The following is a 13,234-nucleotide window of genomic DNA, read 5'->3' on the forward strand; positions in this document are numbered from 1 at the left end:
ATGTAAAAATACATATTTCAAGCGGTATTAATTAAATCAAAGCAGACGTTATGGAAGGGAGAATCGCGATATGGCAACTTTAAAAGTAACTGATCTTCACGTCGCAGTTGAAGATGAGGAGACCAAGAAACGACAAGAAATTTTGAAAGGTGTCAACTTGGTGATTAACACGGGTGAAACTCACGCGATCATGGGACCGAACGGAACCGGGAAATCGACTCTGTCTGAAACGATCATGGGAAATCCGAATTATCACGTTACTCAAGGAGACATTACTTTAGATGGAGAAAGTATTTTAAATAAGAAGGTCGACGAACGTGCTCGGGCAGGGTTGTTCCTGGCAATGCAGTACCCGGTCGAGATTAAAGGAATTACAAATTTGGAATTTATGCGGACAGCTGTTAACGCAACCAGAGAAAAACCGTTACCCATTCGAAAATTTTTAAAGAAGCTTGATGAGAATTTGAAAGTCCTTAACATGTCGGATGAAATGACCGAACGTTATTTGAACGAAGGCTTTTCCGGTGGTGAAAAGAAACGAAATGAAATTTTACAATTGATGATGATTCAGCCTAAATTTGCGATTCTGGATGAAATTGATTCTGGATTGGATATCGATGCACTGCAAGTGGTTGCCAAGGGTGTCAATCATATGGAAAGCCCGGATTTTGGGACTTTAATGATTACCCACTATCAACGATTACTGAATTATATTCATCCCGATCAAGTTCACGTCATGATGGATGGTCGGATTGTCAAAACCGGTGACGCCAGTTTGGCAGAAAAACTTGAAGCAGAAGGTTACGCCGGTTTGAAAGATGAATTGGGCTTAGATGTGAACCTGGTTGATGATGATGTTAGTGTCGGAGGGGGGAAGTAGCATGCTTTCAACAAAAGCCCGAAAACTCAATCCTGCACTTTTGAAACAAGCCAGATTTGATAATGAACCGGAGTGGTTGACAAATTTGCGGGATGAAGCCTGGAAACAGGTAGATAAATTAACATTGCCGGTGTTTGATAAGGTGGACTACCATTCCTGGCCACTACTTGATTTTACGGAGACAGAGGAACAGCCAACAGGTGACGTTACTTCATTATTGGACCCGACTGAAAATTACCACTTTGTCAGCGTTGGTAAAAAAACAATCAAAAATGATCTTAGTGACGATTTAAAGTCAAAGGGCATTATTTTAACCGATATGAAAACGGCAATCCGCGATCACAGTGAGACACTATCAAAATATCTATTTCAAAAAGCCGTTAAATACAAAGAGAACCGACTGACAGCTGTTAACGCTGCGTTAATGAACGGTGGCACTTTTCTATATGTGCCGGACAATGTCGATATCAAAGATCCGATAAATCTCATGGCCGTTCAAGACAGCCGGGTTAAAGAAAATTTTGTTAATCATACACTGATTGTAGCCGGCGCAAACAGTCATTTTTCTGTTCTACAACGAGTATCAACGATTGGTGAACAGACTAATCCGGCCCATGTCACGGTAGAGATTATTGCCGAGGATTCCAGTTATGTAAAGTTTTCCGCTTTGGATACATTGGCCAAAAACACCTATGCCTACTATAACCGCCGGGGTTACTTGGAAAGCAGTGCCAGAATCGATTGGACAATGGGTGTCCTGAATGATGGTCATACGGTTGCCGATTTCGACTCCGACTTAATGGGAGACGGGTCACACACTGAGATGCAGACGGTGGCGCTGTCAACCGGAAAACAGGTGCAGGGGCTTGATACGCAGGTCACTAATTATGGTCGCCACTCGGAAGGCAACATTTTACAACGGGGCGTTTTGCTGGATAGTTCAACCCTGATTTTTAACGGTGTCGGCAAAATTATTCACGGTGCGCACGGCGCAAAAGCCCAACAGGAGAATCGCGTGTTGATGTTATCACCAAAAGCACACGGAGATGCCAACCCGATTTTGCTGATTGATGAAAATGACGTCATTGCCGGTCATGCGGCCAGTGTCGGTCAAATTAATAAAAAGCAGCTGTATTACTTGATGAGTCGCGGCTTGTCCAAAAAAGTGGCCAAAAGACTGGTTGTTCGAGGCTTTCTGGGTGTTGTCTTACGAGATATTCCAGTTGCAGACGTTAGGGAACAAATGGTAGAGATGATGGAAAGGAAGCTTTCAAATGAGCAAGGGACTGAATAATTCAAGATCGGATTTCCCGATCCTTGATCAAAAAGTAAACGGCGAGCAACTGGTTTATCTGGACAATGCCGCAACGACGCAAAAACCGGTCAGTGTATTGAACGCCTTAATTCATTACTATGAACATGACAATGCCAATGTTCATCGTGGGGTTCATACATTAGCGGAGCGGGCAACGGAAGAATTCGAAGCTGCCCGGGACAAAGTTGCAGCTTTTATTAATGCCAAGAGTCGAAAATCAGTGATTTACACCCGTTCGACGACCGAAGGATTAAATTGGATTGCCTCAAGTTTTGGCAACAGTGTCGTCAATGGAGGTGATGAGATTGTCATTTCGGAATTGGAGCACCACAGTAATGTGGTTCCTTGGCAGCAGGTTGCTAAGAATCAGCACGCAACGTTAAAATACATCGGGTTAACTGCTGATGGTGAACTTGACATGGCAGATGCCAAAAAGAAGATAACCGATAAGACTAAGATCGTTTCAATTGCTCATGCGTCCAACGTTATGGGGGTTATCAACCCAATTAAAGCCCTAACCAAATTAGCTCATCAGCATGGCGCTTATATGATTGCAGATGGTGCGCAGTCAACTCCTCATCTAAAAGTGGATGTTCAGGATTTGGATGTTGATTTCTATGCCTTTTCAGGTCATAAGATGTTGGCACCAACCGGGATTGGGATTTTATACGGTAAGCCGGAAATTCTTGACCAAATGGCACCTGCCCAATTCGGCGGCGAAATGATCAATGAAGTTCATGAACAGGCAGCTGACTGGAAGGAATCGCCATGGAAGTTTGAAGCCGGCACGCCCAATATCAGTGGCGCGATTGCACTGGGCAGCGCAATTGATTATTTGAATAACTTGGGAATGGATAATATATCCGCTTATGAACAGGAAATCGTGGACTATACATTACCCAAATTACTTCAAATCGATGGCATTACGGTTTATGGTCCGCATGATCCAGCCAAACATACTGGGGTTCTGTCATTTAACCTGAAAGGCTTACACCCTCATGATGTCGCAACCGGTCTGGATATGGATGGGATTGCCGTTCGAGCAGGTCATCATTGCGCCCAACCGTTAATGGAATATTTAAGCTGTGAGGCAACTTGTCGGGCCAGCTTCTATTTCTATAACACAAAGGAAGAAGCCGACCGTTTGCTTGACGGGTTGAACGAAGTAAAGGAGTTTTTCGCAAATGGGATTGGCAAAGCTGAACGAACTTTATAAAACAGTGATTATCGATCACGCTCAATTTCCGAGACATAAAGGTGAATTGGCGGATCCAACCGGTGAGAAGCGTTTGAAAAATCCAACCTGTGGGGACGTCATTAAAGTATCAGTTGTTGTTAAAGACGGTCAAATTAATGATGTTGCCTTTGATGGATCCGGATGTACGATTTCCCAAGCTTCCGCCAGTTTAATGACGACGGTTCTAATCGGCAAGGATGTTAAGACCGCCAGAAAATTGATTTTGGCATTTTCCAAGCTGATTAGTGGCGATGAGATTGATGATGAAGATGAGGAATTATTGGGAGATGCCGCGATTGTTGGCACGGTTGCGGAATTTCCTACCAGAATTAAGTGTGCGGCTTTAGCGTGGCACGCAATGGATGAAGTGTTGAACGAGGAAGGGAGTGGGGCAAGTGACTGATGTTTCAGAAGTACTTGATGATAAAGATTATGAATTTGGTTTTCATGACAATGTCAAGCCCGTTTATTCAACCGGACTGGGTTTAACGGAAGATACGGTTCGAGAAATTTCAAAAGCCAAGGATGAACCAAAGTGGATGCTTGATTATCGGTTAAAGGCCTATCATGCTTATTTGAAAATGTCTGAGCCCGGCTTTGGTCCTGATTTAACCGGTCTTGATTTGGAACATATGAAGTTTTTCCAACGGGCAACTGATAAACAGTATCGTGACTGGGATGATGTGCCACAGGATATCAAAACAACTTTTGACCGTTTGGGGGTTCCTCAGGCCGAACGAAAATATTTGGCTGGATCGTCTGCTCAGTATGAATCAGAAGTGGTTTACCACAAGATGGAAGAGCAGTTCGATAAACTGGGGATTATTTTTACCGATACCGATACGGCTTTAAAAAAGTACCCGGATCTTTTTAAAAAATGGTTTGGCAAACTTGTCAAACCAACGAATAATAAATACGCTGCGTTAAATTCGGCTGTTTGGTCCGGTGGGACGTTTATTTACGTACCAAAAGGTGTGACGGTCACAACGCCGATTCAATCCTATTTCCGAATTAACGCTGAGAAGTCCGGTCAATTTGAACGTACCTTGATTATTGTGGATGAAGGTGCACATTTGGAATATGTTGAGGGATGTACTGCGCCTACATACAAGAGCGACAGTTTGCATGCGGCCGTTGTTGAAGTCAATGTGTTGCCAAATGCTTATTGTCGATATACGACTATTCAGAACTGGTCAAATAACGTTTATAGTTTGGAAACCAAGCGGGCTCAGGCTCTGGATAATGCAATTATGGAATGGGTTGATGGCAACCTGGGTTCAAAAATCACAATGAAATACCCATCTGTTTATTTAAACGGTGAGGGTGCTCGTGGCACAATGCTGTCGATTGCGGTTGCCGGCAAGAATATTGATTCCGATACCGGTGCCCAAATGATTCATAACGCACCGAATACGTCGTCTTCAGTTATTTCAAAGTCAATTTCTAAAGACGGTGGCGCAGTTGATTACCGTGGCAAAATCAAATTTGGTCGGCACTCGGATGGTTCTTTTGCCCACGTTGAGTGTGATACGATTATTATGGATGATCAATCAACCAGTGATACGATTCCATATAACGAGATTTTAAACGATAATGTGTCGATGGAACATGAAGCTAAAGTTTCTAAAATTTCTGAAGAGCAGCTTTATTATTTAATGTCTCGTGGAATTTCCGAACAAAAAGCTACTGAAATGATCATTATGAGCTTTGTGGAGCCCTTTACAAAGGAATTACCAATGGAATACGCGGTTGAATTGAACCGACTAATTAGTTTCGAAATGGAAGGGTCAATTGGATAGTGTGCGTATCAAAGCGGTTAGTACCCGGAAGATAAGGCGTCGATTTGGGAAATCCCGGGTTTGGATTTTTCAAATCGATCCCTTATATGGAGTGGTACTGCTTTGAGGAGCAGTCCTAAAATAAGTGTGCGGAAAAAGACGTTTTGGTTCCGGAGTACAAGGAGCTGAATTCAATATCCCCGGTTTTGGGATATTGGATTTAGTTTCTTGTATGGCAGGAATCAGTCTTTTGGAGCAGTCCTAAAACAGTGTGTGAAGCAAAGTATCAGCATCCAAAAGAAAAAATAACGAGGAGGCCACGCTATGAGTGAAATTGACAATCGGCCATTTAAAGAAAAAGCGATGGATGTTTTAGAGAATGTCATTGATCCGGAATTGGGTATTGATATCGTTAATTTAGGCTTGATTTATGGTGTTGAATTAGATGATGAAGGATTATGTACATTAACGATGACGTTGACGATTGCGGGATGTCCGTTAACCGATTATTTAAACGAAGCCATTCGTGAAGAATTAACCGGATTCGATGAGGTTAAAGACGTTTATATCAACGTTGTTTTCGAGCCGGCGTGGTCAATTGACAAGATGTCAAGAGAGGCAAAGCTGGAATTAGGGATTCATTAAAAGCAGTGTGCGGAGCTAAGCGGTTAGCACCCGGAGTATAAGACGTCGATTTGGGAAATCCCGAGTTTGGATTTTTTGAATTGATCTCTTATAGGGAGTGGTGCTGCTTAACATTTAGCATCGGCACACATGCCATCCCAGCCTAATCTAATAAAGCAAAAAACGAGGCTAGGACGGTAAAATGTCTAACCTCGTTTTATGATGCCCATTTTTAATTTATAAAAGGTCACAGACTGTTTGCGAAATGCTTCATGGCGGCTTCTACCTCATCATAATTCTCGGGTTTGACCAATGGAAACAACGTATTTTGTAGATCAGTTAGATTTGCAGTAGTCAGTTTCTTATGCTCCTGTTCACTAAAAGCTTGAATGAGTACTTGTTCAGCTTCGTCCCTTTTATCCTTAAGTGTTCTTGCAATAAAGAAATCTAAGAATTCTTCCTGGCCTTCATTCATGATGATCGTCTCCTTAGGGTGAGAAAACGGGTATTAACCAAACTTTCAGGGTCATTATCTGCTTGTTTGTCGATGATGTCCAGAATAGTTGCCCAAAAATGATCTGACATTTTTGACCAAGTAGTTCACCACTTTATGCCCATTTTTGGTGATTGTAAGCCATTCCCCAGAAATGCAACTCATAGTAACTGCTACGAATAAAGGCGGTATTCATCTTTTGTTTCTCATCGGGATCAGCTTGCTCCCCCAGCTTGTCAACAATGTTGATCATTTGATTTGTGGCATCGGTGAAGCCATTGCTATCGTAGGTATTGATAAATTGTTGATATATTTTGACTGGTGAGCCATTTTTAACCAATTTTTTGCCTATCTCGTTATATAGCCAGTAGCATGGCAATAAAGCGGCCGCTGCTCGTGCCGGTGACCCCTCGTTTAATTCATGATACATATGGGAAACATAATTGTAGGCATTAGGAGCGATTGGGGTTGCTTTTATTTCATCGGTCGTAATCGATAATTCCTGAAAGAATTCCCTGCGGATAGTTGCCTCGTCATCGTGAAGACCCTGAGCGCCATCGTAAAGGAATTGTTTAATGGATGCATCGGATAGATGATCTGCAATTTGCTGATGCAGGTCGCCAAAGTTTTCTAGATAATAGCGATCCTGTTTTAAGTAGTAACGGAAAGTGTCAGTCGGTAATGATCCAGCAGCCAGTTCTTTAATGAAAGGGTGGTCAAAGCTTTCCTGCCACAGTGGAGCAGCTTGCTGATGCATTGTCTGGGTAATAGAAACCATGTTTTTTCTCCTTTTTAAGTAAACTGATATCATTGGTTGTATTTTATCATGTTTTGTGATGAGCCAACGGCATAATTTGGCTGAAAAATTGTGAATGTTATCGCAGTTGGCAAAATGAATTACTAAAGTGAGAAGTAAAAAAATGAGCGATTCGAATGGGTGTTATCCGAATCGTTCATTTTTATGGTTCTGGTACTTTCATAGTTCGATCAATGGTTGATCGACCGGTTGCATAATCAAATTTGACATTAGGCTGAACGTTGAACAGATAGACGTTAAAATCAAGTGAACGATCGGTACTGATTGCCTCAAGATGAATGCCCCTGGCCATTAATTCTTTGTCTCTAAAAATTGGCTTGGCAAAGAAAACCACGCGCTTGCCATCCCTTAGAGCAGAGCGGATTTTTTGTTCATAAATAGTTTGAATCCGCTGATTGGAAAAGGCTGTTTGGGTGAACAGGTTCTTGGGATTGTTTTGATCTCCGGAAGTGTCACTTGGGTTATAGTGACCATTTTGATTAATGCCCTTTGAAATTGAATAGGCAATTAAGTGACCACGGTTAATGATTGGCTGCCGATCTACAAATTTTTGATGCCAAGCGGTTGGTTCAACGTATTGACGGACCCGATTGTCATCAGATGCCAGATTACGGGATTCCAGGTAAGCAAGGTTACCGGTACTAGTCCGGTTAAGAGAATCCAAATTTGAATAAATGACTTTATTGACCTGCCACTTTTGAGGATCAAGTTTGGCCTTGTTATGGTTAACATAGACGAAACTCGATTCGCCGGAATGGTAAGTCAAATCAGCCAACTTATCATTTGAAGCAACGTTTTTAGTTGAATTTGTGACTGTTTGGGTGGCTTGATTAAATAAATCGGTTAAATTACTCGGCTGACCACCGGTAAAATACCACGCACCGACCAAAACAATCAAGGTCACGATTAAACTCAGTAGGGAGTTTGACCGGCGTTTCTTTCTTCTGCGTTTACTCATATTTTAATTCTTCCTGTCATTAAAAACTCAGCGGCAACAGATACGTAACCGCTGAGTGGATATGATATTATTTGATTTTGGTATGCTTTGCTCCGCACACTTGTATTTTTTTATGGCAAATCATTTCCCGCTGCGAAGTACAGATCATACCATTCCTGCTTCGTCAAGTTGATGTCGGCACCTGATGCGCTGTCTTTGATGTGTTCAGGGTTCATTGTGCCCAACAATACTTGAACATGTGCAGGATGTCGAAGAATCCAAGCTGTAGCAATTGCGTTTTTAGAAACACCGTATTTGTTTCCGAGTTCTTCCAATTTCTTGTTTAGCTTTGGATACTTTGGATCATTAATGTACATACCGGCAAACAAGCCATAATTAAATGGTGACCATGCTTGAATGGTCATGTGCTTGCGGCGACTATATTCTAAGATACCACCGTCATGGTCAATACTTGCGTCATCGATCATGTTGACGTGCATGCCGCCCTTTATCATGCCGGAATGAACGACATTGAATTGAAGTTGATTAATGAGGAGACGTTGACTGATCCATGATTGAACCATTTCAACCTGTTGTGGATTAAAGTTCGATACACCGAAGTGTCGTACTTTTCCTTCTCGTTGCAATGTGTCGAAAGCATCTGCAATGTCGTCTGCTTCCATCAATGGATCCGGACGATGTAATAGGAATGAATCCAGGTAATCGATTCCCATTCGTTGCAAAATCCCATCGACAGCATCAATAATGTGTTGTTTTGAAAAATCATATCGTGCGCCAAAGACAAGACCATCATGACTTCTCTTGGGATCAAGAATAATGCCACCCTTGGATTGGATGTATAGGTTATCCCTTGAAATTCCTGAGGCTTTCAAGGCTTCTTTAAATGTTTTTTCCGATCCACCTTCACCATAAATGTCGGCGGAATCAATGTAGTTAATCCCGGCTTCGTTTGCGGCTTGTAGTGTTTTGGCCGCGTCTGCGGTGTCCATACCGGCCATTCGCATAATACCAAGTGCTACGGCAGATGTTTCAAAGTGAGTGCCGCCTATCTTAACAGTTTTCATAAATGTAAAAACCTCCTTTATTGGTACATTTTAATTATAAGCCAAAGATAAGGGGGAGTGAAAGAGAATAAAAAATAAGTGTGCGGAACAAAGCGGTTAGTACCCGGAAGATAAGGCGTCGATTTGGGAAATCCCGGGTTTGGATTTTTCAAATAGATCCCTTATATGGAGTGGTACTGCTTTGAGGAGCAGTCCTAAAAAAAGCGTGTGGAACAAAGCGGTTAGCATTCGGAGTGTAAGGCGTTCTTTTCGGAAATCCCGGGTTTGGATTTTTCTATCGGTTGCCCAGTCGCTGTATTTAAAGAAACTTAAATTGTCTAAGTATTTTTAGTTGACCGGGATATGATATACTTTTGGTACTGATCCATAAAACAGGTTATCATGATCGATTTTTGAAGGGCAAGTGGACTTGTTCCGATCAGCTCAGCACATTGAATAAGAAACGAGGCAATTAATTGAGCGAAACAACCATTACTGAATTAATCAATCAATATGGCTATTTGGCAGTTGCATTCCTAATTGCATTTGAAAATATATTTCCACCAATTCCATCTGAACTGGTTCTTGTCTTTACCGGTTATTTAACATTAACCAATCATCTAACTATTTGGGGATCGATTATAGCAGCGACAATTGGTGCCTATATCGGTGCGTTGGCTTTGTACGGAGTGGGGCGGTTGCTTAGTGTTGCCCAGATGGAAAAGTTGGTGTCCGGAAAAATCGGTCGCATGTTGCGACTTAAACCGACTGATATCGAAAAAGCGGGTCATTATTTTAATAAACGTGGTGGTTGGGCAATTTTAGTTGGTCGTTGTATTCCGGTTGTCAGGAGTCTGGTTTCAATTCCAGCGGGAATGACGGCCTACCCTTTGGCTAAATTTTCAGGATTGACGCTATTGGGGACTTTTATCTGGAATACCGTTTTAATTTTAACGGGCCATTATGCCGGTCATGCATGGACAAAACTGCTAGAGATGATAGATCAGTGGCTGATTGTGCTGCTGGTGATTGCGGCTGTTATGGCTACCTGTTATCTATATTACCGATTCACTAAATCCAAAGTTAAAAAATAAGCAAGAAGCAAACTTAAGATAATCTTTTAGGTTTGCTTTTTGCTTATTAATTTATATTTAAGACATTATTTGTTCACACAAAATTCACATATTTGCGACTGATTTTTGTTACACTATGATTATATTATATTAATTTTTACTAATCAAAACGATAAGGAGAAATGTGATGAAATGGTATGATAAAAGTGGTGACGCAATCTTTAAAGCGTTAAGCACCAGCCGAATGAATGGACTAACGGATAGACAGGTCCAGAAACGACTGGCGGAATTTGGCCCTAATCAACTGAGGACAAAAGAAAATGATCCAGGATGGAAGCTTTTCTTAAGAAGTTTCAAGGAACCTTTAATTATTATTTTGCTGGTCGCCACTGTTCTGGCGCTTGCAAGTGCAGTTTATGATTTTAATGTGACGGGGGATCACGCTCATGCAATGGCTTCTGTGTATGAAGCCGCTGCTATTTTGATTATTGTTTTAATTAATGGTGGCTTGACCTTCCATCAAACCCGATCGGCTCAAAAGTCGTTGGCTGCCTTGTCCAGCATGCGACAGCACCATATGAGCGTGCTGAGAAACGGTTCGTGGGAATCGATAGCTGCCGATCAATTAGTTCCCGGAGATGTTGTGACTGTTAAGTCCGGTGATTTTATTGAAGGAGACCTACGCTGGGTCAAGGTGTCCGAATTACAAGTAGACGAGGCCCATTTAACCGGCGAGTCTGAAGCCATTAGTAAGACAATCGTTCAATTACCTGAGGACACCGAACTCGGGGATCGAACCAACATGGGGTATTCCGGTTCAATGGTCGTTAACGGTAATGGCATCGGCGTCATTGTTGAAACCGGGATGAATACAGAACTGGGACGAATTTCCGATTTGATGCAGGATATTGGTGAAACAAAGACACCTATTGAACAATCGGTTCATAGCTTAAGTAAAAAATTGATGTTGTTGGCAGGGATGATTATTCTACTGACAATCGGGTTTGATCTTGTTAAATCATTGATGGATAACGGTGCTATTTCAGTTGGAGATTTGGCCGGAACATCATCCACGGCAATTGCGATTGCGGTGGCTTCGATTCCGGATGCCATGCCGGTGGTGCTTTCAATCGTCTTGACCATTGGTGCCAAAATGTTAGCAGATAATAAGGGGTTGATTAAATCATTGAGCAGTGTGGAAACACTTGGGGCAACAACTTATATTGCGTCTGACAAAACTGGAACCTTGACCAAGAACGAAATGACCGTTACCCGTTTTCTGACTAATGGACAGGTTTACCAGGTTGAAGGAAAGGGGTATACACCGGTTGGCGATTTTATTAAAACAAACGGAGAGCCCGGAAGCCGGAAAGATTTTCTCCGATTACTCGAAGTAGCGGTTTTGAATAACGAGGCTGAAATCAAACCCGACGAAAAGCAAAATTGGCGACCGTTCGGGAATCCGACCGATGTGTCATTGGTTGTGCTGGGTGCTAAACAAGGGATTAAACGAGACGCTTTGTTGGAAAACCAAGCCGGTCATGATGTTGATATTATTCGAGTGTTACCATTTGACAGTACTCGGAAGATGATGACGGTCGTGATTAAAGAAAATAACGACTATTACAGTTTGACGAAAGGTGCGCCGGACGTTGTTGCTTTAAGAACAAAGTCGGTTTTAATGAATGGTATCGTAAAAAAAGATGAAACTGTTGAAGAAGAGATTCAGCAGACAGTTCTGGATTTTGCTGGGGATGCCCTGAGAACCATTGCGCTCACGCAGAGAAAAGTGACAAAAGATCAAGCTCTGAATGCTTCCGCAGACGAATTGGAGAAAGATCTATGTTTTGTTGGCTTGGTTGGCATTATTGATCCGCCAAGAGAAGAAGTGAAAGCATCCATTAAGAATCTTTCCGATGCATCGGTTAATGTTGTGATGATTACGGGAGATCATGCAGAAACGGCTAAAGCAATTGCCAAACAGTTGGGCATTATCAAACGGGAAGATGCAAGAGTCATCACTGGTCGGGAATTAGAAAAAATGACCGATGAACAGTTAAGCAAACTTGCGTTGGATACCCGGGTTTATGCGCGAGTAACCCCTGCGCATAAGCAACGCATCATCAGGACGCTTCAAGCGCATCAACAAGTTGTCGCAATGACCGGGGACGGCATTAATGACGCACCGGCATTGAAAGCAGCAGACATTGGTATTGCGATGGGAATCAACGGAACGGAAGTCACCAAAGATGCTGCTGATCTGATTTTACTGGATGATCAGTTTACAACAATTGAAAAATCGGTTAAATTCGGTCGAACAATTTTTTCGAATATTTTAAATTTTATGCGGCATGAATTAACGACCAACGTTGCGGAAGTGTTGTCACTTTTATTGGGTGTTTTCTTAATTACCTCCCCAATCGGTGAGGTCTCGGAAGTGACGCCGACACTAACCGCTTTAATGGTATTATGGGTTAACATGATTAGTGATTCGTTACCATCTTTTGCCTTGGGTTACGACAAACCGGAAGCTGATTTGATGAAACAGAAGCCACGAAATACACGGCAATCCATTTTGGCAAATGGCATGCTGACCAGGGTATTGCTTCGGGGATCCGTTATGGGCGGACTGGTCTTCTTAGCATTTATTTGGGCAGCTTCTCAGGGATACTCGGTTGCACAAAGTCAGACGATTGCGTTTTTAACATTGGTATTTGGCCAACTATGGCACGTTTATGATGCCAGAAGTGCTAAAACACTTTTTGATCGCAGTCCGTTTAGCAACTCCAGGTTAACGCTGGCTGTTGGCTTTGCGGCAACGTCATCAATTTTGGCGACCCTTATCCCATTCTTCAATAATGTGATGGGGACGGCACCGTTAACCATGCCAATGTACCTTGGTATCATACTCATTTCTGCAGTTCCAACATTTGTGCTTTCAGGAATCAAGAAACTGGTGATCAAAATGAGACCTGATCGAAACAATGAGCAACTGGACGCCGCCTAATCATTATCG

12 protein-coding genes are annotated in these 13,234 nt (G+C 42.3%); 8 read left to right on the forward strand and 4 right to left on the reverse strand.

Translation table 11 applies throughout. From position 1 onward, the window contains the following. The first annotated feature begins 70 nt into the window (after positions 1–70). The 6 genes from sufC (at position 71) to GQR93_RS02350 (ending at position 5,855) form a co-directional block, all read left to right on the forward strand. Positions 71–880 carry a Fe-S cluster assembly ATPase SufC gene (gene sufC, locus GQR93_RS02325; RefSeq protein WP_003551946.1) on the forward strand — a complete coding sequence of 270 codons (810 nt, stop codon included), beginning with the start codon at positions 71–73 and terminating at the stop codon, positions 878–880. A gap of 1 nt (position 881) precedes the next feature. Beyond that, a complete protein-coding gene (sufD, locus tag GQR93_RS02330) occupies positions 882–2,174 on the forward strand; it encodes a Fe-S cluster assembly protein SufD (protein ID WP_003551948.1) in 1,293 nt (430 codons plus the stop codon). Further along, on the forward strand, positions 2,155–3,411 hold the full coding sequence (locus tag GQR93_RS02335) for a cysteine desulfurase (protein ID WP_003551950.1): 1,257 nt from the start codon (positions 2,155–2,157) through the stop codon (positions 3,409–3,411). The genes sufD and GQR93_RS02335 overlap by 20 nt, the downstream gene beginning before the upstream one ends. Then, positions 3,380–3,835, forward strand: coding sequence for a Fe-S cluster assembly sulfur transfer protein SufU (gene sufU, locus GQR93_RS02340; RefSeq protein WP_003551952.1), 456 nt, complete (start codon positions 3,380–3,382; stop codon positions 3,833–3,835). The genes GQR93_RS02335 and sufU overlap by 32 nt, the downstream gene beginning before the upstream one ends. Then, positions 3,828–5,231, forward strand: coding sequence for a Fe-S cluster assembly protein SufB (gene sufB / locus GQR93_RS02345; protein WP_003551956.1), 1,404 nt, complete (start codon positions 3,828–3,830; stop codon positions 5,229–5,231). The genes sufU and sufB overlap by 8 nt, the downstream gene beginning before the upstream one ends. A gap of 303 nt (positions 5,232–5,534) precedes the next feature. Continuing rightward, the gene (locus GQR93_RS02350) at positions 5,535–5,855 is read left to right on the forward strand and encodes a metal-sulfur cluster assembly factor (protein WP_003551958.1); all 321 of its coding nucleotides are present in this window, start codon (positions 5,535–5,537) and stop codon (positions 5,853–5,855) included. A gap of 226 nt (positions 5,856–6,081) precedes the next feature. On the opposite strand, the gene GQR93_RS02355 is transcribed toward GQR93_RS02350, so the two are convergent. From GQR93_RS02355 to GQR93_RS02370, 4 genes are all read right to left on the reverse strand, one after another. Next, complete coding sequence (locus GQR93_RS02355) at positions 6,082–6,309, reverse strand: hypothetical protein (RefSeq protein WP_003551960.1); 228 nt, start codon at positions 6,307–6,309, stop codon at positions 6,082–6,084. Positions 6,310–6,442: 133 nt separating this feature from the next. Then, a complete protein-coding gene (tenA, locus tag GQR93_RS02360) occupies positions 6,443–7,105 on the reverse strand; it encodes a thiaminase II (protein ID WP_035444288.1) in 663 nt (220 codons plus the stop codon). A gap of 181 nt (positions 7,106–7,286) precedes the next feature. After that, positions 7,287–8,102: a DNA/RNA non-specific endonuclease gene (locus GQR93_RS02365; RefSeq protein WP_003551963.1), complete on the reverse strand. Its 816-nt coding sequence runs from the start codon at positions 8,100–8,102 to the stop codon at positions 7,287–7,289. 110 nt (positions 8,103–8,212) lie between these two features. Continuing rightward, the gene (locus tag GQR93_RS02370) at positions 8,213–9,166 is read right to left on the reverse strand and encodes an aldo/keto reductase (RefSeq protein ID WP_003551965.1); all 954 of its coding nucleotides are present in this window, start codon (positions 9,164–9,166) and stop codon (positions 8,213–8,215) included. A 455-nt stretch (positions 9,167–9,621) separates the two neighbouring features. Between GQR93_RS02370 and GQR93_RS02375 the strand changes: the two genes are divergently transcribed. After that, complete coding sequence (locus GQR93_RS02375; protein ID WP_003551967.1) at positions 9,622–10,239, forward strand: DedA family protein; 618 nt, start codon at positions 9,622–9,624, stop codon at positions 10,237–10,239. A 166-nt stretch (positions 10,240–10,405) separates the two neighbouring features. Next, positions 10,406–13,225, forward strand: a complete 2,820-nt coding sequence (locus GQR93_RS02380; protein ID WP_003551969.1) for a cation-translocating P-type ATPase — start codon at positions 10,406–10,408, stop codon at positions 13,223–13,225. Positions 13,226–13,234 lie beyond the last annotated feature (9 nt).

It is taken from the genome of Lentilactobacillus hilgardii (assembly GCF_009832765.1).
Taxonomy (GTDB): domain Bacteria; phylum Bacillota; class Bacilli; order Lactobacillales; family Lactobacillaceae; genus Lentilactobacillus; species Lentilactobacillus hilgardii.

Bases quoted from the DNA above. Each gene is read 5' to 3' on its own strand.
- sufC (WP_003551946.1), top strand. From the start codon at position 71: ATGGCAACTTTAAAAGTAACTGATCTTCACGTCGCAGTTGAAGATGAG.
- GQR93_RS02370 (WP_003551965.1), bottom strand. From the start codon at position 9,166: ATGAAAACTGTTAAGATAGGCGGCACTCACTTTGAAACATCTGCCGTA.
- tenA (WP_035444288.1), bottom strand. From the start codon at position 7,105: ATGGTTTCTATTACCCAGACAATGCATCAGCAAGCTGCTCCACTGTGG.
- GQR93_RS02355 (WP_003551960.1), bottom strand. From the start codon at position 6,309: ATGAATGAAGGCCAGGAAGAATTCTTAGATTTCTTTATTGCAAGAACA.
- GQR93_RS02365 (WP_003551963.1), bottom strand. From the start codon at position 8,102: ATGAGTAAACGCAGAAGAAAGAAACGCCGGTCAAACTCCCTACTGAGT.
- GQR93_RS02335 (WP_003551950.1), top strand. From the start codon at position 2,155: ATGAGCAAGGGACTGAATAATTCAAGATCGGATTTCCCGATCCTTGAT.
- sufU (WP_003551952.1), top strand. From the start codon at position 3,380: ATGGGATTGGCAAAGCTGAACGAACTTTATAAAACAGTGATTATCGAT.
- sufD (WP_003551948.1), top strand. From the start codon at position 882: ATGCTTTCAACAAAAGCCCGAAAACTCAATCCTGCACTTTTGAAACAA.
- GQR93_RS02350 (WP_003551958.1), top strand. From the start codon at position 5,535: ATGAGTGAAATTGACAATCGGCCATTTAAAGAAAAAGCGATGGATGTT.
- GQR93_RS02380 (WP_003551969.1), top strand. From the start codon at position 10,406: ATGAAATGGTATGATAAAAGTGGTGACGCAATCTTTAAAGCGTTAAGC.